Below are 23,944 nucleotides of genomic sequence, written 5' to 3' on the forward strand. Positions count from 1 at the left end.
AGATGATGATATTTTATTTTTTTAGGATGTTTATCATAATTAATATTAAATGTTATATTTATTTAGAATGATTAAAAATAATTTGGATTACAGGTTTTTAGCTATTACTTTTGCCAGCGAAATCAAAACCAAATAAAATGAATAACATGACCATAAAAAAAGTTTTATTTAGCCTGATGTTTTTAAGTTCACTATCTATGATGAGCCAGGAACTGGGAAAAATAACGGGAAAAGTCTCTTTAAGCGGTAACGTATCTGCAGAGAATGTTTCTGTCGTTCTTAAAGGAACAAAATATACCGCAATTACAAATGAACATGGACAATATGAGATTAAAAATGTTAAAACCGCGAGTTATATCATTAGTATTAGTGCTGTAGGGATTCATCCAGTCGAGGATAGGATTACGGTTACAGCGAAACAAACTACAATTAAAAACTTTATGCTTTCTGAAAGCCAGGAAGATCTTGATGAAGTGGTGATTACCAAAAACAAGTACAAGCAAGATAAGCCTTCGTTGTCATTGCGTCTTCAGACTCCTATCCTTGAGATTCCTCAGAACATCCAGATTGTTAGTGCTCAGACTTTGAAAGACCAACAAATTATTAGTATGAGTGACGGTGTGATCAGAAACGTGAGTGGTGCGGTACGTTCAGAGCATTGGGGAGATTTGTATACGAATATTAAAATGCGTGGTTCTCAAATTCAGGCTTTCCGTAATGGTTTTAATGTGGTTTCATCTTTTTGGGGACCTCTTACTGAAGATATGAGTTTTGTAGATCATATCGAGTTTGTAAAAGGACCGGCAGGATTCATGCTTTCAAGTGGGGATTCAAGCGGACTTTATAATGTGGTGACTAAAAAACCAACGGGAATTACTAAAGGTGAAGCTACTGTGATGGCAGGAAGTTATGACTTTTACAGAGCAAGTGTTGATCTTGACGGGAAACTGGATAAAAAAGGGAAATTATTGTACCGTTTTAATGCGGCAGCACAGAAAAAAGGTTCACATCGCCCTTTTGAACACAATGACCGTTATGTAATTGCTCCTGTGATCAGTTACCAATTTGATGACAAAACAAAAATTACGGCTGAATATAATTTTCAGTATGCTAATATGACTGAGATTGGTTCTTTCTACGTATTTGGTCCCGGATCTGACGGATATGCAACATTGCCTGTTGGATTTACGATGACGCAGCCAGGATTGCCGGATACGAATATACAGGATCACAGCGGATACTTGACTTTTGAGCATAAGTTTGATGATAACTGGAAATTGACGGCACAAACGTCTTATTTTAAGTATCTGCAAGAAGGATATAGTTCATGGCCAAGCGCAGTGGGTCCGGATGATAATATCGCAAAAGGAAAAGTGATTAGAAGAGTTGGTATTTGGGATGCAGATAGTAATATGTATTTAGGTCAAATATTTTTGAACGGAAAATTCAATACCGGATCAGTTACTCATAAAATATTGGCGGGTGTAGATTTAGGAAGCAAAGATTATATGGCAGATTGGGGACAAGGACATAATCTTGATACCGTAGACAGTCCATTTGATTTATACAACCCAAATTACGGAACACCATCTAATGGATTGCCTAATTTTGACCATACAACACCACTTTCTATAAGAGCAAAAGCTGCCGGTGGTTTAATGAATACGAATTATGCTGCAGGATATATTCAGGATGAACTTGGTTTTTTCGAAAACAAATTAAGATTGACTCTTGCTGCAAGATATACCTGGATTAGTCAGGCGAGTTGGGGTGATCCTGCAATAGCAGACAGCCATATTACGCCACGTGTAGGTTTAAGTTATTCTATTACAGATAGTTTTGCTGTTTACGGATTATACGATCAGGCTTTTATACCACAATCCGGTGTGATTTTAAGTGGAGAAAAAGTAAAACCTCTTACTGGTAATAATACGGAATTAGGTATTAAAAAAGATTGGTTTGACGGAGCCTGGAGTACTACATTTTCTGCTTACAGTATCTTAAAACAAAACGAACTTACATCTGATCCTCTAAACCAGCCCGGACAAATGTATAGTGTGGTTTTAGGCGAAAAAAGAGCAAGAGGTGTTGAACTTGATTTGCGAGGAAAGATTTTTGACGGCCTTAATATAATTGCTAATTATGCTTTTACAGAATCTGTGGTGTTAGAAATTGATCCTTTAGTTTCTGAGACCAGTAAAATATATAAAGGCGATATAGTTCCCGGATATGCTAAACATACAGCAAATGCATGGTTGAATTATAGTATTCAATACGGTACTTTCAAAGGTTTTGGCGCTTCTATTGGAGGGACTTATCTTGCAGGGCGTCTAACAGATAACTGGGGTACAGGTCTTGAAAAATTACCAAATTATTTTAAATTAGACGGAGGTTTATCTTATGATACTAAAAAGTTCAAAATTACTGCAAACGTATTTAATATCTTAAACGAATATCTTTACAGCGGTTCTTATGCTACTTTTCTTAAATCATATTACTGGCAAACAGAACAACCTATAAATTTTAGAGTAGGTGTAACGTATAAATTCTAATTGTTTTATACCCCAGATGACGCAGATATAAACGGTTTTTACTGGTTTTTTATTGTAGTAATTTGTAGGTCAAAAAAAAGCATCCGTCGATATGGCGGATGCTTTTTTATTTAAGGTTAAAATCCTTTTTTTACTGAGTTTTTAGCCGGCGGATTTTAACGGATTAAACTGGTATTTGCAGGTTTTTTATTAGAAAATTTTAAAAATCCGTGTTAATCCATTTAACCCGCATCATCCGTGGGCTAAATTCGCGTATTTTATCCTTGATGAATCAACGGGATTACTTTTGAGCCTATAAGTTCTATAGCATTCATTAACTGAGTGTGCGTTAATCCTGCATTATCCATTTGGAATGTAAATCTCGAAATTCCGCCAAGAGATTCACTGTGGCGTAAAATTTTCTCAGCAATTCGTTCCGGATCACCAACAACAAGAACACCCTGATCATCGATAAGCCCGTCAAACTTGTCCTTTGTTACCGGTGGCCAACCACGTTCCCTGCCTAATTTAGTCCAAAGTTCTGCATATCCCGGATAATATTCTTCTATCGCTTTTTGAGTTGTGCTTCCTACAAAACCTGGTGAATGCAAACCTACTTTAAGTTCTTCGGGTTGGTAACCAGCAGCTTTTCCGGCTTCACGATACAGATCGACTAATGGTTTAAAACGATGTGTTTGTCCGCCAATAACGGCAACCATCAAAGGCAAGCCTAAAGATCCTGCGCGAACGAAGGATTCAGGAGTTCCGCCAACGCCTAACCAGATAGGGAGTTTTTCCTGTAATGCTCTTGGGTATATTGGGAGATTGTTTAAAGCCGGACGAAATTTCCCTGACCAGGTTACAAATTCATTGTCTCTAATTTGTAATAGCAGATCTAATTTTTCACTAAAAAGGGCATCATAATCATTCAGATTAAATCCGAAAAGGGGATATGCTTCAATAGAAGATCCACGGCCTACAACAATTTCAGCCCTTCCTTTCGAAATCAGGTCGAGTGTAGCAAAACTTTGATATACCCTGACAGGATCAGCAGCGCTTAAAACCGAAACGGCACTCGATAATCGAATACGCTTGGTTCGTGCTGCGGCAGCGCTTAAAATAACGACCGTAGCCGAATCTAAAAACTCTTTTTTATGATGTTCTCCAATTCCAAAAACGTCAAGTCCGGCTTGATCTGCCAGCTCAATTCTTTGCAGTAATTGTTCCATCGCATCGACACTACTCAAAGTGTTGTTGTCTCCGTACATCGCCGAAGCAAAACTGTCAATCCCTATTTCTATCATATAGTAAAGATATTAAATTTTATTTTTGCTCTTTCTTAAATAAAATCTAATTCAGTAAATGCAACGCGAGTTTAGTTTTTAATATTCAAATAGGCAGTGGTGAAGAATAATGGATTCACTAGAAAAATATCGGTTCTGTTTTTTTGGATTACAGGCATATCATGACCCGGAAATACAATTAATTCAGGACTTTTTAGTTCCAGATTTCTAATATTATTTCTGTTTTGTGCCGCTTTTTCAGGTTGGGTTGGCAATCTTTCAACATCAGTCGATTGAAGCCAGTCAGCATGTACAACCGCATCTCCTGTTAGTAAAACAGGACCTTTGTCTAAATTTACAAGAATCATTAAATCACTATCTGTATGTCCCGGTTTTTCTATTAATTGCAGGGTTCCGTCACCAAACAAATCGTACGACTTTCCTACTACCGAGGCACTTTCTTTGAACGCGGAAGCAGCTTTAAATTCAGGAAGACTTCCTTCTTTTGGTTTTGATTCGCCATTCATGATCAATTGCGCATTTTTAAAAGCATCAACAGTTCCTATATGGTCATCATGAAGATGCGAAATAGCCAGATATTTAATTTCATCAGGATTTACACCAAACCTTTTCAGCTGATTAAAAGACAGCATTTCTGGTTTTGATTTACTTTCAAACAAAAAAGACATTGGAAATCCTAAACCACTTTGACCTTCAAGAGCTACTTTTTCTGATATTCCGGAATCAAATAAAATATAACCAAACTTAGGATGTTTAATCAGATAGATAGGGCAGGGCCTCCATTTTTTGTAAGTAGGACTCAATGCTTTTGCCATTCGGTTGAATCCGGTATTAAAAACATACAATTCGATACCGGAATTTTTAGCAAAATCTTCATTTTGAATCTCCGGATTTTCGCCTACAATATTTGTTGGCTGGTATTTGATTGCAAACGAAATTGCAAACGAAATAAGAATCAAAACAATTGCAATTATTTTTACAGTGATAGAATACCATTTGGTTTTAGAATCAGTTTTTTCAGTTTGCTGATTATTCGAACTTAATATCAAAATACAAATAAGAAGTGTTATTACAGCAGCAAGCGGAATGTCTTGACACAGAATTAGAAAGAATAAGGTTAATGGTATTGGAACCAAATAAAAGTATTTTTTAAAGTTTGAAGAACTTTGTTCTTTTGATTTATAGACCATCAAAGTAAAGAATAGAAGTAAAATTACTATTGCCGGAACTTCAATATAATCAAAGAATATTTTTCGGGCGTAAATCGTTAAATATTCGCTTGTCCAATAAATTAATACATTGCCACTTAAAGCAATCGCAATAAATAGTATTGCACCATTTTTAAAAAATTGTTGACGAACAAAACGACTGCTCCAAATTGCTATCAGTAAAGAAAAATAAATAATTACAAAATAATGCCCATACTTTACGGGTTGATCCGGCACTGCATCTTCAGCCATAAATTTTGCTATTTCAGAACCCTGATTGTTCCAAATTGGGATTAAAAATAAATATAAAAGAATTCCAATCGCGCTTGCAGCAATTGCGATCCTATCCGGGCTTTTTTTTAAGAACTTAAATAATCGTTTCATCTTTTTGTCATTTTAATTTTAAAATTATTAGACAAAATAACAATGATAAAAGAACCCTTGCATTTACATATGTAAAGGATTATGTACTATTTGCAAATATGTAATTTCAGGTTCTTAAAAAATATACACAATAGGAAACTGTACCCTTAAATTAAATGATTTTTGTATCTGTGTCTCATCTCTTTTACCCATTAATTTTGTTAAAAAATTAAATAAGTATAAAGATGAAAACTAATAATACCACCAACATTCAGTTTGATCAGATCAATATATCGTCTTTAAAATCAATTGTAAATATGTATCAAAATAAAATTAATGATACTGTTAATTCTGAAGCAAGATCCTTGCAATTAGAAAATAATTTTGGGCTTCCTTTGAGCGTCGCTTCTTTTGAAAACCGTGTAGTTGGTTATGCTTTTGTTGTAATTAATAAAGTGGGAGAAACTGAAATAAATTCCTATTGGGAAAAGGATTTTTATAGTATCGAAGTAGAAAAGGATTTAAAGTTTCATGCGGAAAATACTTTTAATACGACTTTTAAAGATCCGGAATTTCGAAATATAAAACTTCAAAATGCGACGCAAAGATTATTCAATTGGTTGAATTATTGTAATTAATATTATAAAGGATACAGATTAAATTTTTGTAAATTTATCAGGTACAGATAAAGCTTAAAAAAAATGGCTAAAGAGATTTTATATTTAAAAATCGCAAATACTATTCAGGAACAAATTTTCTCTGAAACTTTAAAAATAGGAGATAAACTTCCGTCGATTCGTGCTTTGCAAAAACTGCATAATGTAAGTCTGAATACTATAAAACAGGCATTTTTAGAATTAGAAAGTAAATCGTTGATTGAGTCACGACCAAAATCTGGTTTTTATATCAGTAAAACATCAAACAGAAAGTTATCGATTCCTACTATGAACAAGTTCAAATTATCAGGAAAACAAATTACCTCTGATGATTTGATTACGAAGGTTTTTGAGAGTTTGAAAGATAAAAGCGTCACGAGATTTTCGATAGGAGTTCCTGACCCGAGTTTGTTGCCTATTGCAAAACTCAATAAGGGACTTATGAAAGTGGTACGAAATCTGGAAGAAAGCGGTACCAGTTATGAACCGGTTCAGGGAAATGTAAATTTGAGACGAAATGTTGCAAAATGGGCTCTTGTATTAGAAGGAAAACTTACAGAAGATGATCTTGTAACAACTTTGGGCGCGATGAACGCTATTTACAATTGTTTGCTTGCAGTTACTAAAAGAGGGGACACGATTGCGATAGAAAGTCCGGTTTATTTTGGAATCATTCAGATTGCACAAAATATGGGACTTAATATTATCGAATTGCCTACGCATCCTACAACGGGTGTAGATTTAGAAGCTTTAAAAAAGGTTATTCATAAAATTGATGTTTGCTGCTTCATGAGTAATTTCAGTAATCCTTTGGGAAGTCTGATGCCGGATGAAAATAAAATGGAACTGGTAAAAATGCTGACGTATCATAATATTCCTTTAATTGAAGATGATTTGTATGGCAACTTGTACTTTGGTGCAACAAGGCCTAAACCCTGTAAATATTATGACGAAGCCGGTATCGTAATGTGGTGCGGATCAGTATCTAAAACTCTTGCACCGGGATATCGTGTGGGATGGGTTGCACCGGGAAAATTTAAAGATAAAATTATTAAGCAAAAATTAGCTCAGACAATTTGTTTGCCTTCTTTATATCAGGAAGTTATTGCTGATTTTTTGGAACATGGCAGATACGATCACCATTTACGAAATTTCAGAAGTACATTGTATACTAATTCACTTCATTTTCAGCGTACGATTGAAGACCATTTTCCTGAAAATACTAAGATTTCGCAACCACAAGGTGGTTCTTTTCTTTGGTTGGAATTAGATAAAAAGATCGATACAGCAGTTTTATATGATAAAGCAATCAATCAGAAAATAGGTTTCGCTCCAGGCAAAATTTTTACGCAACACGATCAATATAACAATTGTATGCGTCTTAATTTTGGTTTAGAATGGAAAGAAAAAGTAGAACTTGATCTAAAACGTTTAGGGCAACTGGTAAAAAACAATCTTTAAATCGCATTGTATTTTATACAATGTAAATTTTTCTTAAAAGCAAAGAAACATAGATTTTTTTAAAGACAAAATCTATGTTTCTGTGTATTGTATAGCTATAAGGAACAGTTTATAATTGTTTGAAGATGAAATCTTATTATTTTTTTAATGCGAAAACCCAAAGGAAACACTTATCAGGATAATCACAATAACGATTAGTGTAATTACTACATAGAGATAATCTTTCTCTAAAAGAAAAGAAAATAAGGATAGTAAAACACGCAATACAGGCGTTAGAAAAAGTAAAATAATCCCAACGAATATTAAAGATTCTCCATTTCCCTGAATCGCACCATTATATATAGCTGAAATTACTTCGAAGATATTGCGGTCATTTTCTTTAAAAACAGAATAGTTTTCGATATCGTTGCTATGTCCCATTAAGTACACAATTCCGCCAATAAAAGCAACAGATAATGAGATCCAGACACCGTAGCGCAATAAATTACCAATGATGGTTTGAAAATCTTTTTCACCAAATTTTTCGTGTTGCATAGCTTTAGATTTTTCCATTAAGTCCGTTATATATCATGTTAACAGCAAGCACAAAAATTAGGCATGCAAAAAAGATTCTTAGTTTTTTAGGATTTGTTTTTACCAGTACTTTTGCTCCGGCCATAGCGCCAAACAAAACACCAATAACAACCGGCATACAAATTCCCGGTTCGATATATCCTTTTTGAATATAGATTACAGAACTTGCCATTGCTGTAACACCCATCATAAAATTACTGGTTGTAGTAGAAACCTTAAACGGGATTCTCATAATATTGTCCATCGCAATAACTTTAAAAGCACCGGAACCAATACCGAGTAATCCTGACATCATTCCTGCGATTCCCATCATGCTGAATCCACCAATAACATTTTTGGTTCCGTAGCTAATAACCTCTCCGTCGTGCGAAGGATAAGTTCCTGCTAATCGAAGTTTTTTGGCTAAAGGAGATGATTCCAAAACAATATGTTCTTCTTTTTTTCGAAGCGAATTTATAGCCGAGAAAATTAAGGTAAGTCCAAATAATACAGCAATGAATGAAGTAGGAGCAATGGTAGAAAGTAAAGCTCCGCAAACAGCTCCTATAGTTGTGGCAATTTCGAGAAAGATACCCAGTCGCATATTTGTGATTCCTTCCCTGACGTATGCTGCAGCTGAACCTGAGGAAGTTGCGATTACAGAAACTAAAGCCGCACCAATTGCATAATGAATATCAACGCCAAGAATGACTGTTAAAAGGGGAATTATGATAATTCCGCCGCCTAGACCTGATAATGAACCAATAAAACCTGCTAAAAAAGCACCAAGAATCATAATCAGGGTAAATGTAAGTACTGTCATTCGGATAAATTTTGTTGGTGCTAATTTACGAATTGATATTTATTCGGGAAGATTTTAGGAGCTTAAATAAAGCTTAAAAAAGCGAAAACGTTATTTTGGTAAGATTTTGGTTTCTTAATAAAGTGATTTTCTTTCCTGAACCTTCAACCTCATTTTAGTAGGCAGATGACCAAAAATCCTTTACAGCAATACTAAAATTCGACACATTGGTACCCAGAAAGAAAGCTGATTTCCTGAATAGAAAGCGTTGTATATAGTACCCAAGAGAAATCTCCTGTAAGGACTATATATAGTTTTTAAGTGTCTTATATTTATTTGGTAACAAACTATATAAAATTGGTTTTGCTCTTAATGAAGTTCCAGATACTCTGGTTTTTTTATTTTGACTCAGGTTTTATTTGTGTTGTTTACAAAGTTATCTGCAAATTAAGCCCATAAAAAGAGGCTGTCCGAAAAGTAATTTCGGGCAGTTTTTTTTTGTTTTACACATTGATTTTTCTTATATTTAAGTACTAAAATCAATGATTATGCAGCCAGTTTTTAAGCCTCATTCGGTTCACCAGCAAGATCTTTTTCCATTGAATTTAAATGATCTGATCCCAGAGAATCATTCTGCCCGATTAATAGACAGTGTTGTTGAACAGTTGGAAATTTCCGAGATTATATCACAGTTTAAAGGCGGTGGAAGATCCAGCTACCATCCTAAGATGTTATTGAAAATATTGTTTTACGGATATCTCAATAATACCTATTCCAGCCGAAAGCTGGCTAGAGCCGTGAAGGAGAATATATATTTTATGTGGCTCTCGGGAGGACTTCAGCCGGATTTTAGAACTATCAATGACTTTAGAGGAAAAAAATTAAAAGGGAATATCGAAAAACTTTTCAGCCAGGTCGTTCTGATGATGGTAGATTTAGAGCTCATTAGCCTGGAGAGACAATTTATTGATGGTACTAAAATAGAAGCCAACGCACATAAATACAGCTTTGTGTGGAAGAAAGCAGTTGAAAAACATAAAGACAGGCTTCAGGGAAAAATCGATGCTGTTCTGGCAGATATTGGTCAGGCTATCGAGTCAGACATTATGCATACTGATAACCAAACTGATACCAAGGTAGATAGTAAGAAATTAGAAGAAAAAATACACGAGATCAACCAAAGTGAAAAAAAGCAGAAGCTGAGTAAACAGCAGAACAAATCACTTCAAAAACTCGAGAAAGAACAGCTTGTAAAACTTAAAGAATATGAGAAACATCTCGAAATTCTGGGGGATAGAAACAGTTATTCGAAAACCGATACCGATGCTACTTTTATGCGCATGAAAGAAGATCATATGGGCAACGGACAATTAAAAGCGGGTTATAATATTCAGATTTCTACAGAAAATCAAATTATTACACATTACTCCACCCACCAGACTTCTACTGATTTTACCACATTAAAGACTCACTTAGAAGGATTCAAAAGCAACTACGGCAAACAATCTGCAAAAGTTATAGCCGATGCGGGCTATGGAAGTGAGGAAAATTATCAACTCCTTGAAGACAAAGAAATTGATTTTTTTGTTCCCTACAACATGTACCGTATCGAAGAGACCCGTAAGCATAAAAACAATTTATTCCACGCACAAAACCTGTTTCATAATAATGAGCAAGACTTTTTGGTTTGTCCAATGGGGCAGCAAATGCCTCGTATCTTTACTAAGAAATCAAAAACTACAACTGGTTTTGAACAGTATCATTCGGTATATGAGGCTTTAAATTGCGCAGGATGTCCTCTGCGGGGGCAATGCTTTAAAGCTAAGGGGAACAGACGGATAGAAATTAATCACAATCTTCAAAGACTGAAATTCAAGGCAAGAGAGAATTTAGAAAGTGAATTGGGCAGGGAAATTTATAGTAAAAGATGTATTGAACCAGAGCCGGTTTTTGGTAACATCAAGCAAAACAAAGGATTTAAAAGATTTACACTTACCAAAACAGCCACAGTAAATACTGAATTTGGCCTGATTGCTATTGCTCACAACTTTTCTAAATGGATCGCTAAAATCCGTTTGGGCAATTTTAACCTCATTTTTGATCTCGTAGAAGCTTTAGAAAAGTTTATAGAAGACCCCATTTTAGCCCAAATTTACATTTTTCAAGAAACACTCTGTAAATCTACTAGTATAATAAAAGAAAGAGGTCGTCTTTTCAGACAACCTCTTTATAAAAATAAGGATTACCATTCCTGAATTAGAATCACAATCTATTTTTTAGTTTTCGTGGCTGTGTCTCTTTTTACAGTTGCTGTATCAACAATTGCAGATGTAGTATCTACAGTGGCATCTACACTATCAACGGCTGTTTCTGTTGAATCAACATAAGTACTATCGGCTGGAATCGTGTCATTTTTCTTGCATGAAAATGAAAGTCCGATTAAAATAAAAAGAAATGCCATTTTTGATTTGAATGATGTTTTCATAATTTTATTTATTTCGTTAATAATTTAATTATTTCAAATTTAAACCTTCAGGATTTCAATCACTTACATGATTTGTTCTTTTAATTTATAAAATATTCATTATTAGGATTTTAAATCTGTTTTTCTCTTTGTTTAAATGAGACAAAACTTTTTATGAAAAGAAGGGATTCTATTTATTGTCAACTGCAAATAAAGTTTTGTCAATGGCAGAAAGCAATAAAGCTGCTGCGGCACTTGTTAATACAGAATAATCAAATGGTGCTTTTACCGAAACTGAAATCGCCATGCTAATCGCAAAAAGTAACATTAAACCTGATGTTCCCAAAGCTACAAGTCGCGTTTTGAATCCGATGATTAAAGATATACCAAATCCGATTTCGCAGATAGTGGCTATTGCGCCCAATATTCCGGCTACAGATTTGCTGGCAAAAGAATTTAAGGTTTGCGTATAAGCGATAAAGTTTTCCCAGTTTCCCCATGCAATTCCCGGTGCACCGGGAGCGCCCCAAAGTCCAAAGCGATCTGCAACTGCAGATAACATTGTGATTCCTAAAACAACTCGTAGTATTAAACCCGCTTGTGGTATTGTTATATTTTTCATTTGGATAAATTTTTATGTAAAAGTATAAAGATGTTGGGTAACTTTGTGTACCAATTTTTATAAAAACCACAGCCCAGATGTTACCCTATAAATCTCTAATACAAATTGACCGCGAATCTTCGGTAACACTTTATATACAAGTGTGTAATATTTTTATCTCGCTGATTACCAACGGAACCTTAAAATCGTCTGATGCATTGCCCAGTTCGCGAATTCTGGCCGAACTAATTGGTGTAAACAGAAACACGGTAAAACTGGCCTATGAAGAATTAATGAGTCAGGGATGGGCTGAATCTGTCGATAGAAAGGGGATCTTTGTACTCTCAAAATTGCCTTTAATTATTAGAACTACTGCTCCGGAATCTATTAAAAGTATTAAATCTCAGATAGGTTTTGAGTGGACGAATAAATTGGGCACTGAAATTATTCATTCAGGCAGGAGCAATCACAAACAGCCAATTGTGATGGATGACGGTTTTCCGGATGTTCGTTTGGCGCCTATAGATCAGCTAATGCGCGAATATCGAAGTTTGTCGAGAAAATTTTACGGAAAAAACTTTCTGAAATATGGCAGCACGATGGGATCTGAAAATCTGCGAATTGCAATTAGCAGTTATCTTTCCAATACCAGAGGTTTGACGGTTTTGCCCGATAATATTATTATTACAAAAGGAAGTCAAATGGGGATTTATCTGGCGGCACAATTGCTGCTGAATCCGAATGATACAATTGCGGTTGGAAACTCTAATTTTTTTTCTGCAGATGATACTTTTAAATATGCTGGTGCTAACTTAGAAAGAATTCCTGTGGATTGTAACGGAATGGACGTTGATTATCTGGAAGAAATCCTGAAGCACAAAAAGATAAAAGTAGTATATATAATTCCGCATCATCATTGCCCAACTGGTGTAACAATGACTATGGAGCGCCGGTTAAAACTCTTACATCTGGCAAAAGAATTTCGCTTTGCTATTATTGAAGACGATTATGATTTTGATTTTCATTATGATAACAAGCCTTATTTGCCTCTGGCAAGTATCGATCATAACCAGAATGTGATTTATATTGGCTCTATTTCTAAAACTTTTGCACCTGCTTTGCGAATTGGTTTTATGGTGGGACCTGCAAAATTTATTGAAGCTGCTGCGTCTTTGCGAAAGTTAATAGACAGGCAGGGCGATACTCTTTTAGAAGAAGCTTTTGCACTGATGTTTGAAAATGGGGAAATGGAAAGGCATTTTAGAAAATCATTGAAAATATACAAACAGCGCAGAAATCACTTTTGCGAAATCCTGAAAACTGATTTTAAAGATGAAATAGAATTTAGAACTCCGGAAGGCGGACTGGCAGTTTGGGCCAATTTTAATGAAAGGATCAATTTGATTAAAATGTCTGATGAAGCTTCGAAAAATGGTCTTTATATAGGAAACGGCAATTTTTATAAAAATGAAGCTTTTTCATCAAACGGGCAACGAATGGGATTTGCTTCGCTGGATGAAAATGAAATCGAAAAGGCTTTGGGAATTCTAAAAAAGATTTTGCAGTAAAAGTTTCTGGACTACTATTGATTTTAAAATTGGGTCGTTTTGACTACTGGTGAATATCATAATTTTGAAAAAAAAAGAATTATGGAAACTGTTTATGAAATCAAAAAAATTGAAACCGAATTAGAAATTGAGCAATGCTGGGATGTTGCTTTTTTGCTAAGACCACATTTGGATAAAAATAAATGGAATGCTACTATTGCCGAAATGATGCAAAATGAAAAGTATAGCATCGCCGGAATTATCGACAATAATAAGGTTGTCGCTTTTGCAGGATATCGCAAAATGACGTCCTTGCATAGCGGAAACATTATTTACATAGACGATTTATGTACGCTTGAATTGTACAGAGGCAAAGGTTTTGCTACTCAATTATTAGATCATGTCAAAGAAATTGCCCTTTTATTGCATAAGGATGCTGTTGTGCTTGACACGGCTTTTACTAACAATACAGCGCAAAAAGTATATCTGAAAAACGGATTTGAATTGGTTGCCGTTCACTTGACAAAGCGATTAAAATAGAAGTTTTTAAAACGCTTAAAACATAAAAAGTCTTCGAACAGAAGACTTTTTTATGTTTTATAAAATTAATTTAATTCCTTTTCGATCAGGTCTTTTATTGCCTGATGTGAAGATTTTATAGATTCCTGATATTTTTCGGGATCAAAGCTTTCTCCGTTTACCGCAACCACATGAATATTGGTAACGCCTATAATATTGAAAACGGTTTTTAGATAATTGCTCTGAAAATTCATATGTTCATTGTATTCTCCTTTTTCATAACCCTGCGCACCTCTTGAAAGTAAAAGAAACAACGTTTTGTTTTTGAGTAAACCAAAATATGGATTCTCAAAATTATCCGGATTAAGTTTCCAGGTTTCGTTAACCCTTAAAATTTGATCTATATAAGCTTTGAATGTACTTGGTATTGACCAATTGTACATGGGCGCACCAATTACAATAACATCAGCTTCCTGTAACTCTGCGATGTAAGTATTGCTTGTTGTTAATGCTTCTATTTCTTCTGGAGATCTTGAAGCTTTCGGCTTAAAAGCTGCGGCTATCCATGCTTCATCAATGTGAGGAACTTGGCTATCCGCTAAATCACGATAATGAATAACGGGATTATTATGGATGTTTTTCCAATGATCTGTAAATACCTCTGTAAGTTTTCTGCTTTTAGAGTTAAGCTTTCTTGCACTTGAATTCAGGACTAATACTTTCTTCATTTTGATAAATTTTTATACAAAAGTATTGTTGTCATGGACTCATTTTCTATACCAATTTTGATAAAAACCACAGCCCAGATTCAGCAGGAATTAATTCAATTATAACCATTGCTTTTTATGGTACCATAAAGAATTAATGTTTTTGAAAACCATTGTCTTTATCCTTAAAAGCCCAACTTGCCATAGCTTCAATAACAGGCATTAAACCATTTCCTGAATCGCTGAGTCTGTAAGTTACGAAAGGCGGCACAACAGGTTTTGCTTCTCTAATGACAAGATTATCAGCTTCTAACTGTTTTAAATGCTGAATGAGCATTTTTTCGGTTACGGCAGGAATTGCCCTTTTTAGTTCGCTGTAACGCAAAGCCCCGCTCGAAAGATGATAAATAATAATGGGTTTCCAATAGCCACCTATTTTCTCCATTACATACGTTACAGGACATTTTTCTAAGGCATATTGCTTATTTTCCTGAATTGTCGACGATTCTTTAATTGCTGTCATTGTGCATACTTTAGGGTAAGTACTTGTATAAAAGTAAGTACAAATATACCTTTGTTACAGATAATAAAAAAATAATTTAGATATGAAAATTACAATTTCAGGTTCATTAGGAAATATAGGAAAACCTTTAACCACAAAATTAGTTGCTGCAGGGCACGAAGTAACTGTAATTACGAGTAATAATGACAGAGTTGAAGCTATTGAAAATTTAGGAGCAAAAGCGGCAATAGGATCTGTAAGCGATGCAAAATTTCTTAAAAATACGTTTGTAGATGCTGATGCGGTTTTTGCCATGACACCGCCAAATATGGGAAGAGTTAATATTATTGCCAATACTACGGCTGCCGGACAGGCTTTTGCTACAGCAATTAAAGAAACAGGAGTAAAGCGCGTTGTGATGCTGAGCAGTATTGGTGCTGACTTATCACACGGAAATGGTCCCATTGCAGGGCTTCACAATATCGAAAAAATATACAAAACACTAGAAAACGTGTCACTAACTTTTTTGCGCGCCGGATTTTTCTATACTAATTTGTATAATGATGTTCCTATGATTAAAGGAGCGGGAATTATTGGATCGAATTATGGAGCGACAACAAAAATTCCGTTTGTACATCCGGAGGATATTGCAATTGCCGTTGCTGAAGAATTACAAAAAATCGAATCAGGTATCAATATTAGATATATTGTTAGCGATGTTCGCACCCCAAACGATGTGGCTCAAACTTTGGGTCTTGCAATTGGTAAACCTGAATTGCCGTGGATTGAATTTACAGATGAACAAGCTCTTGTTGGAATGAAGGAAGCGGGTTTGCCATTAGAAATGGCTGAGTTATATGCAGAAATGGGTTCAGGTTTAAGAAGTGGAAAAATTCAGGAAGATTTTTTAAGTAATAAAATTGCTATTGACGGAAAGATTAAGTTGGAGGATTTTGCAAAAGAATTTGCTGTAAAATTTTAAGTCATATAAGGAGAGCTGATTTTAGGATCAGCTTTTTTTTAACAAAAATAAATTTTGATAAACATGTACAAATATACTATCAAGTTATACCATTCTTAGAATTCAGTATGCTATTATCTTTGTAATACTATTACAATTTAAAAAATATAAAGATGAAAGCTATAGGATTTAAAACATCATTACCCATAACTGAAAAAGAGAGTTTTATAGAATTTGAAACTCCAAAACCAATTCCGGGAGCACGAGATTTATTAGTAAAAATTAGTGCTGTATCCGTGAATCCGGTTGATTTTAAAATACGCCAGAATAGTGCAAAAGATACGGTATTAGAAACGCCTAAAATTATTGGTTGGGATGCTGTTGGTATTGTGGAAGCAATTGGAGAAAAAGTTTCTTTATTTAATATTGGCGATGAAGTATTTTATGCGGGTGATATAACGAGACAAGGAAGCAATGCCGAATATCAGATTATTGATGAACGAATTGTGGGTAGAAAACCAAAATCACTGAGCATTGAAGAAGCTGTTGTTATGCCTTTGACTGGTGTAACAGCGTGGGAAATATTGTTTGACCGTATTAGAATAAATCCTGAGAAAGATAAGGGAAAATCTATTTTAATAATAGGTGGTGCCGGCGGAGTAGGTTCGATTGCGATTCAACTGGCTAAAAAAATTGCTGGTTTAACGGTTATTGCAACGGCATCAAGACCGGAAACTATTGCATGGTGCAAAGAACAAGGTGCTGATTTTGTGGTAAACCATAAAGATTTAATAGCTTCGGTTCACGAAGCGGGATTTCAATATGTAGATTTTATTTTAGATTTTGTAGATACTAATTCATATTGGGATATCATGGTCGAGTTGATTAAGCCGCAAGGTCATATCGCTTCGATTACAGGAAGTAATGATCCTGTTGCCCTGAATAAATTAAAAAACAAAAGTGTCTCATTTTCATGGGAGTTAATGTACACTCGTTCTATGTTTGAAACGGAAGATATGCAGGAACAACACAATATCCTGAATAAAATAGCTGATCTGCTGGATAATGGAACTATAAAATCAACGCTTAATGAAACTCTTACGGGACTAACAGCGGATAATTTCAAGAAAGCACACAAATTATTGGAATCGGGTAAAACAATTGGAAAAATTGCGATTAAATATTAAATAATATAGTGTATTAAGCTGTTCTGTAATGTAAAATAGCTTCTTGATTTTTTATCAGGAAGCTATTTTTTTTCTTTTATATTTATTCAATCAATGAAAGGATACTTTTAGGAATTTCATCAAAACCTTCTATCGAATATGGTTTAATGAGGTATGCTTTTATACCAAGCAAATCACATTTTTCTTTATAGACAGGATTGATGCTTGTTGAATAAACAAAGCAGGGTATTTTTTTTAGTTCAGTAGTATTCAGGATTTCCTGTAGTGCTTCGATACCATCTACGATAGGCATGTTGATATCAGTCAGGATGACGTCCGGAATTTTGTTTGAAGAATTTTTTAAGTAATTCAAAAGTTCTTCACCATTGGTGACAAGGTTTACTTTTTCGAAATTAGTATTTTTAGTAAAAGCTTCAAAAATAATGTCTGCATCATCACTGTCGTCTTCGGCAATAAGAATATGTAAATTGTTTAAGTTTTGCATTTTTATGAGAGTGGGAAAAAAAGGTTAAAGATGGTGCCTTCATTCGGTTTACTTTCAACAGTAATATTTCCTGAATGATTTTCCATGATTTTTTTGCAAATTGCAAGACCAATTCCGTTTCCGGAATATTCATTTTTGGCGTGCAATCTCTGAAATATAGTAAAAATTTTGATAAGATGGGTTGTTTCCATTCCAATACCATTGTCTTTTATCTGAATTTTTATGAATTGCTCTGTTTGGTTTGGAATTTTAGATTCAGCATTGTCGATTTGGGAAATCTGAATAAGTGGAGAAAAATCTGTTTTGCTATATTTTATGGCATTTGAAATAAGATTAGAAAAAAGTTGACGCATTTGTACTTTAGAGGCATATATTGTAGGCAATTGACCAATTTGTATCCTGGCTTTTTTGTCATTAATTATAATTTCCAAATCATCGGTTACTTCAGAGATTATTTCAACTAAATTGACTTCGGTACGTTCTTCCTGTGCGGTATGAGATGAATATTTTACCAAATCATCAACAAGTGAGTTGAGCCGCAATGCAGATACTTTCATGACATTCATTGACTTATTATCTGCCTCTGAAAGATGAGCAGCATCTATTCTGCCATTGTACATTACGATTTTTCTTAATGGTTCTTTCAGATCGTGCGATATCACATGAATAAATTCTTCGAGATTAGCATTCGTTTTGTTTAATTCGTTGATTTTTTCCTCGAGATCTTTTTGATGTTTTATTAAGGCGTCTTCATGTTTTTTCTTCTCTGTAAGGTCCGTAATGATGATACCTATTCCCTGAACGGCAGGTTCAAGGTCTGTGAGGGAAATATAGGCGGGAAAAGTTTTGTTTTCATCCTCAGTATTAAAAAGAATCTCATGTGTAGCAACTCCATATTTTAGCGCTTCAATGACAGGAACAAAATGTTCTGCATTATTAAAGTATTCGTAGAGATAGTTACCAATTATTTTCTCGGATGGAATCCCTACTAGTTTAGAAAAATAATCATTGCAATAGAGTATGAGCCCATTTCTTGAAATACTCAAGGCACCTTGTCTGAATTTCTCAATGAGAAGTCTAAAAGTATAGTCAGCAGTTTCTAGTGAGTACAGCTGCGGAACTCCGTTATTATTTACTACTAATGCATCGACATCCCCGTCTTTTATAGCATTGACAATACTATTAGATTCATAAAGTTTTTCCTTTAATGATGCTATTTCGGCTAATAAGAATTCGATATTTGTATTGTTGTCCTGCAAATTATTCTCTTATATTTAATATTCTCAATACCTTTTCTTTGTCTGACAGATCACCTAAGATAATTCTTCTTGGTGCAGGATTTACTTTGATCAATGTAGGGATTGCTACAATTTGATGAATTACGGCCTGTTCGCTATCGCGACTGATATCAATAATTTCTAGTTCGTAGTTATTTTCGAGATATTTATCGCATATCTTGCGTAGATTTTCGATTGCATGCCCTGATTTTACAGACATACCCGAAACAAAAAGCATAAACTTATGTTTGGTTGTACTTGTTTCATCAGATGAAATATCCATTTTTTTAAGAGTTTAAGGGTTTGATATTAAGCCCCACAAGTACTCTTTCTTCATTAGAAAGATCGCCAATAATTTTGCGAATAGGTTCAGGAAATTTTCTCACCAATGTAGGTACAGCAAATATCTGATCGCCTTCTGCCAATTGAGGATTTTTTAGCAAATCGACAATTTCAATGCTGTAAATCCCTTTCAGATGTTCCTCGGCGTATTTTTTTATATTTTCAAGCGCAGTAATAGACTTGGGGGTTTGACCCGCTATATAAAGTCTTAATTGCCACTCTGCTACAACTTCTTTTTTCATTTTATTTTGTTTTTTTAGAAGTTAGTTTTTCCTGCAATTCTTCTGTTGCTTTAAGGATACTTAACTCTTCTTCGGCAGATTCAAATTCATTTTTGAGTGCCTCAATATTGGCTTCCAGAACACGGCGTTTACGCTCAATTTCTCTGTCTTTTCTATTAATCTCATTTTGAAGTTTAATATCCGAGATTGTTTTCTTGAACTGATGAGATTTTCTGGCGGCACCCGTAAGTATTCCTTGTGGTCCTAATTCTACATCAAGCAATTCTATACCGTTGTTTGTAATAACAAATTCCCTTACCTGGTTAGAATGTCCCATTCCTCTGGATTTTACAATAAAAATCCCGCGGTTTCTTTCGCCAATTCCCTCCATATCCCGTACGGTAATCCAGGTATCTACTAATGATGACACAGACTCTTCGGCAAGATCAGGCCTGAAATTATCCGTTTGTTTGTTTAACGAGGTAAAAAGTGCTGTAATATTATTCGCTTTCAGCATGTCTATAAGCCTTACCAGCATTGAGCGTACTTCATGTTCGCTTCCTACAGAAATTAAATTACTAATAGGATCTATAATAATCGTAGTAGGTTTAAATTCCTTAATAAATTTTCTAAGTGTAAGCAAATGCAGTTCAAGACCATTTAAAGAAGGTCGTGATGAATGAATTAGCAAATTACCATTATCAATATGTTTTTGAAGGTCGACACCTATTGATTTCATATTACGAACCAATTGTTGTGGCGATTCCTCAAAAGCAAAATAGATTGTTTTTTCGTTGTTCTCGCATTGTTGACTGGCAAAATAACATGCCAAAGTTGTTTTAGCCGTACCAGCCGTTCCTGAAACCAATATATTGCTTCCGCGATAAAAACCTCCACCCTCAAACATTTCATTTAATCCCGATAATCCCGTAGGAACAATATCTGAAGAAACTTCGTTGTTTAGTTTTAAAGAAGTAATAGGAAGTACCGAAATACCGTCTTCATCAATAAGAAACGGATATTCGTTTGTACCATGTGTTGATCCTCTGTATTTTACAATACGAAGTCTTCTTGTAGAAACCTGCTCGATTACACGATGATCCAGCACAATGACACAATCAGAAACATATTCTTCTAATCCCTGACGTGTTAAAGTAGCTTCGCCGCGTTCTCCTGTAATAATCGCTGTTACACCTTTGGTTTTGAGCCAATGAAATAATCTGCGTAATTCTGCCCTGAGAATCGCCTGATTGTCGAGTCCTGCAAAAAGTGATTCTATGGTATCAAGTACAACACGTTTCGCTTTTATTGAATCTATGGCATGTCCCAACCTGATGAACAAACCATCAAGATCATATTCGCCGGCTTCTTCAATCTCAGATCTTTCAACCCTGACATGATCGACTACGAGCTTTTTATCAGCTTTGAGCTGCTCCAGATCGAAACCAAGTGATTTTACATTTAAAGTAAGATCATCCGAAGGTTCTTCAAAAGACATGAAAACTCCGGGTTCGTTATATTCTGTAATACCTTTAATAAGGAATTGCATGGATAACAATGTTTTTCCGCAGCCGGCACCACCGCAGATTAAAGTTGGTCGCCCTTGAGGGAATCCACCATCAGTAATCTCATCAAGGCCGTCAACTCCTGTAGGAGTTTTGGGAAATATAAAACTATGTGATTTTGTTTGTTCTTGCACGATATTTAAATTCTATTGACTCAAATATACGTTTTCCTAGAATATTAACAATTAATATTTATTAAAGATTTAACAGCTGTTTAGTAATAATTCAAACATATCAAAAACGCTTTACGGTAAAACATGGGAATAATGTAAAATAATAGTAAAATTGTAGAAAAAATATTTTATTGTATTTTATGACCAATATTTTTAAGTGCTCATTTTTGTATTGCAAATAATCTTTTGGAGGTTTCTTTCTTTGTCAGAATGAGAAGATTACGCAGATAAATAAACAAAGTCTGTATAAAGTTTGCTTTCTTGAGAAAAGGCAAAAATCAGGTTGCTGCTTTAACGAATGATAAAGAGATTACTGCGGTTTTTTATCTGTAGCTTTTTTTCTATGTATTTTAAATAAAAGGAAGCGCAAAGTATTAAGAGTCCAGCCAGTTCTTGAAATTGTTGATTTCTTTTTTGCTTAGAATAATTGGTTCTGTATCAGGAACGGCAACATTTAAAAGGATTTCTATTTTCTGGCTGGAATGTTTGATAATTTCCTGAATATGATGGCGATTGATGATGTATTTTCGATTTATTTTAAAGAAAATTACAGGATTAAGTTTACCAATAAGATCCTTGAGATTGCTATTGTACAAATAACTACTGCCGGAATTGGTGTAGATAAACATATGTTTGCCCGTGGCGTAAAAATAGGAAATAGAGGTATCGTTTATAGAAATTAGCTTATCTCTGTGATTCACCAAAAAGTGATGCTGGACTGTGCTTTGATTTTCAATTTCGACCAAAGATTCAACAATTAAATTGGTGTTAAACGTTTCTTTGATGTTTTTGTATTTGAGTAAAGCTTCGTGTAATTCGTCTTCTTCGTAAGGTTTTAGAAGATAATCTATAGTAAAATGTTTGAACACTTTTACGGCATAAGAGTCATAAGCGGTAATAAAAATAACGGGACATGAAACAGGTGCCTGCTCAAAAATGTCAAGACTTTTGCCATCTCCTAAATGAATATCCATAAAGGCAAGATCAACAGTATTTACTTTAAAAAAAGCAACGGCATCTTTTACAGATTTTACTACCGTTATTTCGCTGATCGAAATGATACTTTGCTGTTCTAAAATGGATTTGAGATAGCTTGAAGCCAAATGTTCGTCTTCAATAATAACTATTTTCATTACGTTTAATTTTCTGTAAAGTTAAAAAAAAAGCTCCGTTAAAAACGGAGCTAATTTTATTACAATTCAGGATTATTTAAACGGGCATCCAGAGGAAATGGAAGCGTATAACGCGGATCATTTTCTATTAGTGTATAATTTTGACCGGCAAATGTATGTATGATTTGTTTTTGAGTAGTTCTTCGCAAATCAAACCAGCGGTGACCTTCTACAGCAAACTCACGTTGTCTTTCCTGAGCTATAAAATCAAGAATCTGAGTTTGTGTCATGGCAGCAATCGATGTACTTAATGCGTTAAAAGCGGTAGCAGTATATCTGTTTTTGATAAAAGCGATTACAGTTGTTCTTGCCGTTGGAAGATCGTTTAATTGTGCCGATGCTTCTGCTTTTGTCAAGTATAATTCTGATGTTCTAAAAGTGCATTTTTGAGCAATATCACCACCTTTTCTAAACCTGAACCTGCTTCCGCTTGCCTGATAATACAAAGCAAAACGTAAGTCGTTTGTTTTATCATAAGCACCTGTTAAGGTTGGCGAAGCATATGACGTACCTTTTAAAAGATTGATAAAAGGATCCTCCAGCGCTAATATAGATTCCGGTCCGTTGTAAAGGTTCGGTAAAGCAGCTGTAGTGTTCAGGTTGATTAAAGCACTTTTATAAGTCATTGCTTTATCTGCAGCTTCAATGGCTTTGGCCCATTCTTTTCTGTAAAGAAAAATACGAGATTCCATAGCATATAATGCAGCCTTAGAAAAACGGTAGTTTATACCTGCTGTCTGAGTGTCTAAATTCAATAATTTTCGGGCCTCTTCATTATCAGATAAAATCTGATCGTAAATAACAGCGACACTTTGAGGAATATAAGCTTGTTCTAAATCTATTTTTAGAGCCAACGGAACACCTCTGTCTGTTGCAGCTGTTGCAGCATTAAAAGGTTTACTGAAGATGTTCAGTAAGTCAAAATAAGTTAAGGCTCTTAGTGCATATGCTTCTCCAATTAGCTGATCTTTCTCTGCAGAAGGCGCTAATTTTACGCTCGCATCATTGATGATCACATTCGTATAGAAAATTCTGTTGTACAAAGCCGCATAAGGAAAACTGTTTGTAGTTTTATCAGGATTGGCATCTTTCCAGATATAATGGTCTCTGTAGAAAGTGGCATTATCATTAAATTCATCTAAAATTAATTCGTCTGCCCTGATAGCAGATAATGCTTTATGAATAGCAGTTATAGAATAGCCGGTTGTGATTACTGCTCTGTAATCAGTTAAGGTTTCCGGAATTACTTTACCTACAGGCTCAACATCAAGATAATGATCACAGCTTACAGTAGTAATGGCTACGCCGGCAAAGAATACGTATTTTAATATATTTTTCATTTTAA

At 34.7% G+C, this 23,944-nt stretch carries 23 protein-coding genes; 8 read left to right on the top strand and 15 right to left on the bottom strand.

From position 1 onward, the window contains the following. The first annotated feature begins 137 nt into the window (after positions 1 to 137). Positions 138 to 2,552, top strand: coding sequence for a TonB-dependent siderophore receptor (locus QLQ94_RS14960; RefSeq protein WP_482497623.1), 2,415 nt, complete (start codon positions 138 to 140; stop codon positions 2,550 to 2,552). Between the two features lie 257 nt (positions 2,553 to 2,809). On the opposite strand, the gene QLQ94_RS14965 is transcribed toward QLQ94_RS14960, so the two are convergent. Beyond that, positions 2,810 to 3,832, bottom strand: coding sequence for an LLM class flavin-dependent oxidoreductase (locus QLQ94_RS14965; RefSeq protein WP_271337146.1), 1,023 nt, complete (start codon positions 3,830 to 3,832; stop codon positions 2,810 to 2,812). A gap of 74 nt (positions 3,833 to 3,906) precedes the next feature. Next, a complete protein-coding gene (locus QLQ94_RS14970; protein WP_482497625.1) occupies positions 3,907 to 5,427 on the bottom strand; it encodes an MBL fold metallo-hydrolase in 1,521 nt (506 codons plus the stop codon). Positions 5,428 to 5,651: 224 nt separating this feature from the next. On the opposite strand from QLQ94_RS14970, the gene QLQ94_RS14975 reads away from it, so the two are divergent. Beyond that, positions 5,652 to 6,044 carry a hypothetical protein gene (locus QLQ94_RS14975; protein WP_271337110.1) on the top strand — a complete coding sequence of 131 codons (393 nt, stop codon included), beginning with the start codon at positions 5,652 to 5,654 and terminating at the stop codon, positions 6,042 to 6,044. A gap of 63 nt (positions 6,045 to 6,107) precedes the next feature. Further along, positions 6,108 to 7,523 (top strand): aminotransferase-like domain-containing protein, encoded by a 1,416-nt coding sequence (locus tag QLQ94_RS14980; RefSeq protein ID WP_427402946.1) that lies wholly within the window; start codon positions 6,108 to 6,110, stop codon positions 7,521 to 7,523. 144 nt (positions 7,524 to 7,667) lie between these two features. On the opposite strand, the gene QLQ94_RS14985 is transcribed toward QLQ94_RS14980, so the two are convergent. Beyond that, positions 7,668 to 8,057, bottom strand: a complete 390-nt coding sequence (locus QLQ94_RS14985) for a DUF1634 domain-containing protein (RefSeq protein WP_271337108.1) — start codon at positions 8,055 to 8,057, stop codon at positions 7,668 to 7,670. Positions 8,058 to 8,061: 4 nt separating this feature from the next. After that, positions 8,062 to 8,898, bottom strand: a complete 837-nt coding sequence (locus QLQ94_RS14990; RefSeq protein WP_213301320.1) for a sulfite exporter TauE/SafE family protein — start codon at positions 8,896 to 8,898, stop codon at positions 8,062 to 8,064. Between the two features lie 521 nt (positions 8,899 to 9,419). On the opposite strand from QLQ94_RS14990, the gene QLQ94_RS14995 reads away from it, so the two are divergent. Further along, positions 9,420 to 11,132: an IS1182 family transposase gene (locus QLQ94_RS14995; RefSeq protein ID WP_482497628.1), complete on the top strand. Its 1,713-nt coding sequence runs from the start codon at positions 9,420 to 9,422 to the stop codon at positions 11,130 to 11,132. 14 nt (positions 11,133 to 11,146) lie between these two features. Here the strand turns inward: QLQ94_RS14995 and QLQ94_RS15000 are convergent, their stop codons facing one another. Together QLQ94_RS15000 and QLQ94_RS15005 are read right to left on the bottom strand one after the other, a co-directional pair. Beyond that, the gene (locus QLQ94_RS15000; protein ID WP_271338453.1) at positions 11,147 to 11,362 is read right to left on the bottom strand and encodes a hypothetical protein; all 216 of its coding nucleotides are present in this window, start codon (positions 11,360 to 11,362) and stop codon (positions 11,147 to 11,149) included. Between the two features lie 169 nt (positions 11,363 to 11,531). After that, positions 11,532 to 11,963, bottom strand: coding sequence for a DoxX family protein (locus tag QLQ94_RS15005; RefSeq protein WP_271338454.1), 432 nt, complete (start codon positions 11,961 to 11,963; stop codon positions 11,532 to 11,534). A gap of 77 nt (positions 11,964 to 12,040) precedes the next feature. Between QLQ94_RS15005 and pdxR the strand changes: the two genes are divergently transcribed. Further along, positions 12,041 to 13,510: a MocR-like pyridoxine biosynthesis transcription factor PdxR gene (gene pdxR / locus QLQ94_RS15010; RefSeq protein ID WP_271338455.1), complete on the top strand. Its 1,470-nt coding sequence runs from the start codon at positions 12,041 to 12,043 to the stop codon at positions 13,508 to 13,510. An 81-nt stretch (positions 13,511 to 13,591) separates the two neighbouring features. After that, positions 13,592 to 14,029, top strand: a complete 438-nt coding sequence (locus QLQ94_RS15015) for a GNAT family N-acetyltransferase (RefSeq protein WP_271338456.1) — start codon at positions 13,592 to 13,594, stop codon at positions 14,027 to 14,029. 65 nt (positions 14,030 to 14,094) lie between these two features. Here QLQ94_RS15015 and QLQ94_RS15020 read toward each other — a convergent pair whose 3' ends face one another. After that, positions 14,095 to 14,736, bottom strand: coding sequence for an FMN-dependent NADH-azoreductase (locus QLQ94_RS15020; protein ID WP_271338457.1), 642 nt, complete (start codon positions 14,734 to 14,736; stop codon positions 14,095 to 14,097). A 133-nt stretch (positions 14,737 to 14,869) separates the two neighbouring features. Beyond that, on the bottom strand, positions 14,870 to 15,238 hold the full coding sequence (locus QLQ94_RS15025) for a winged helix-turn-helix transcriptional regulator (RefSeq protein ID WP_271338458.1): 369 nt from the start codon (positions 15,236 to 15,238) through the stop codon (positions 14,870 to 14,872). Positions 15,239 to 15,320: 82 nt separating this feature from the next. On the opposite strand from QLQ94_RS15025, the gene QLQ94_RS15030 reads away from it, so the two are divergent. Beyond that, the gene (locus tag QLQ94_RS15030) at positions 15,321 to 16,199 is read left to right on the top strand and encodes an NmrA family NAD(P)-binding protein (RefSeq protein WP_271338459.1); all 879 of its coding nucleotides are present in this window, start codon (positions 15,321 to 15,323) and stop codon (positions 16,197 to 16,199) included. A 152-nt stretch (positions 16,200 to 16,351) separates the two neighbouring features. Continuing rightward, complete coding sequence (locus QLQ94_RS15035; RefSeq protein WP_271338460.1) at positions 16,352 to 17,365, top strand: zinc-binding alcohol dehydrogenase family protein; 1,014 nt, start codon at positions 16,352 to 16,354, stop codon at positions 17,363 to 17,365. Positions 17,366 to 17,447: 82 nt separating this feature from the next. Here QLQ94_RS15035 and QLQ94_RS15040 read toward each other — a convergent pair whose 3' ends face one another. The 7 genes from QLQ94_RS15040 to QLQ94_RS15070 form a co-directional block, all read right to left on the bottom strand. Beyond that, positions 17,448 to 17,849, bottom strand: a complete 402-nt coding sequence (locus tag QLQ94_RS15040) for a response regulator (protein WP_271338461.1) — start codon at positions 17,847 to 17,849, stop codon at positions 17,448 to 17,450. Positions 17,850 to 17,851: 2 nt separating this feature from the next. After that, positions 17,852 to 19,108, bottom strand: coding sequence for a sensor histidine kinase (locus QLQ94_RS15045; protein ID WP_271338462.1), 1,257 nt, complete (start codon positions 19,106 to 19,108; stop codon positions 17,852 to 17,854). 1 nt (position 19,109) lies between these two features. Then, positions 19,110 to 19,409, bottom strand: a complete 300-nt coding sequence (locus tag QLQ94_RS15050; protein WP_271338463.1) for a circadian clock KaiB family protein — start codon at positions 19,407 to 19,409, stop codon at positions 19,110 to 19,112. A 4-nt stretch (positions 19,410 to 19,413) separates the two neighbouring features. Next, positions 19,414 to 19,710, bottom strand: a complete 297-nt coding sequence (locus QLQ94_RS15055; RefSeq protein WP_072953993.1) for a circadian clock KaiB family protein — start codon at positions 19,708 to 19,710, stop codon at positions 19,414 to 19,416. A 1-nt stretch (position 19,711) separates the two neighbouring features. Continuing rightward, positions 19,712 to 21,388, bottom strand: coding sequence for a circadian clock protein KaiC (kaiC, locus tag QLQ94_RS15060; RefSeq protein WP_271338464.1), 1,677 nt, complete (start codon positions 21,386 to 21,388; stop codon positions 19,712 to 19,714). Positions 21,389 to 21,801: 413 nt separating this feature from the next. Beyond that, positions 21,802 to 22,560, bottom strand: coding sequence for a LytR/AlgR family response regulator transcription factor (locus QLQ94_RS15065; RefSeq protein WP_427402949.1), 759 nt, complete (start codon positions 22,558 to 22,560; stop codon positions 21,802 to 21,804). 59 nt (positions 22,561 to 22,619) lie between these two features. Then, complete coding sequence (locus tag QLQ94_RS15070; RefSeq protein ID WP_271338466.1) at positions 22,620 to 23,939, bottom strand: RagB/SusD family nutrient uptake outer membrane protein; 1,320 nt, start codon at positions 23,937 to 23,939, stop codon at positions 22,620 to 22,622. Positions 23,940 to 23,944 lie beyond the last annotated feature (5 nt).

The organism is Flavobacterium sp. B114r, assembly GCF_056824125.1.

Excerpts from the sequence above, each read along its gene's own strand:
- QLQ94_RS15015 (WP_271338456.1), top strand. The coding sequence starts at position 13,592 with ATGGAAACTGTTTATGAAATCAAAAAAATTGAAACCGAATTAGAAATT.
- QLQ94_RS15040 (WP_271338461.1), bottom strand. The coding sequence starts at position 17,849 with ATGCAAAACTTAAACAATTTACATATTCTTATTGCCGAAGACGACAGT.
- QLQ94_RS14995 (WP_482497628.1), top strand. The coding sequence starts at position 9,420 with ATGATTATGCAGCCAGTTTTTAAGCCTCATTCGGTTCACCAGCAAGAT.
- QLQ94_RS14980 (WP_427402946.1), top strand. The coding sequence starts at position 6,108 with ATGGCTAAAGAGATTTTATATTTAAAAATCGCAAATACTATTCAGGAA.
- pdxR (WP_271338455.1), top strand. The coding sequence starts at position 12,041 with ATGTTACCCTATAAATCTCTAATACAAATTGACCGCGAATCTTCGGTA.
- QLQ94_RS14960 (WP_482497623.1), top strand. The coding sequence starts at position 138 with ATGAATAACATGACCATAAAAAAAGTTTTATTTAGCCTGATGTTTTTA.
- QLQ94_RS15035 (WP_271338460.1), top strand. The coding sequence starts at position 16,352 with ATGAAAGCTATAGGATTTAAAACATCATTACCCATAACTGAAAAAGAG.
- QLQ94_RS15055 (WP_072953993.1), bottom strand. The coding sequence starts at position 19,710 with ATGAAAAAAGAAGTTGTAGCAGAGTGGCAATTAAGACTTTATATAGCG.
- QLQ94_RS15020 (WP_271338457.1), bottom strand. The coding sequence starts at position 14,736 with ATGAAGAAAGTATTAGTCCTGAATTCAAGTGCAAGAAAGCTTAACTCT.
- QLQ94_RS15000 (WP_271338453.1), bottom strand. The coding sequence starts at position 11,362 with ATGAAAACATCATTCAAATCAAAAATGGCATTTCTTTTTATTTTAATC.
- QLQ94_RS14985 (WP_271337108.1), bottom strand. The coding sequence starts at position 8,057 with ATGCAACACGAAAAATTTGGTGAAAAAGATTTTCAAACCATCATTGGT.
- QLQ94_RS15050 (WP_271338463.1), bottom strand. The coding sequence starts at position 19,409 with ATGGATATTTCATCTGATGAAACAAGTACAACCAAACATAAGTTTATG.
- QLQ94_RS15005 (WP_271338454.1), bottom strand. The coding sequence starts at position 11,963 with ATGAAAAATATAACAATACCACAAGCGGGTTTAATACTACGAGTTGTT.
- QLQ94_RS15025 (WP_271338458.1), bottom strand. The coding sequence starts at position 15,238 with ATGACAGCAATTAAAGAATCGTCGACAATTCAGGAAAATAAGCAATAT.
- QLQ94_RS14975 (WP_271337110.1), top strand. The coding sequence starts at position 5,652 with ATGAAAACTAATAATACCACCAACATTCAGTTTGATCAGATCAATATA.
- QLQ94_RS14970 (WP_482497625.1), bottom strand. The coding sequence starts at position 5,427 with ATGAAACGATTATTTAAGTTCTTAAAAAAAAGCCCGGATAGGATCGCA.
- QLQ94_RS15030 (WP_271338459.1), top strand. The coding sequence starts at position 15,321 with ATGAAAATTACAATTTCAGGTTCATTAGGAAATATAGGAAAACCTTTA.
- QLQ94_RS15065 (WP_427402949.1), bottom strand. The coding sequence starts at position 22,560 with ATGAAAATAGTTATTATTGAAGACGAACATTTGGCTTCAAGCTATCTC.
- QLQ94_RS14990 (WP_213301320.1), bottom strand. The coding sequence starts at position 8,898 with ATGACAGTACTTACATTTACCCTGATTATGATTCTTGGTGCTTTTTTA.
- QLQ94_RS15070 (WP_271338466.1), bottom strand. The coding sequence starts at position 23,939 with ATGAAAAATATATTAAAATACGTATTCTTTGCCGGCGTAGCCATTACT.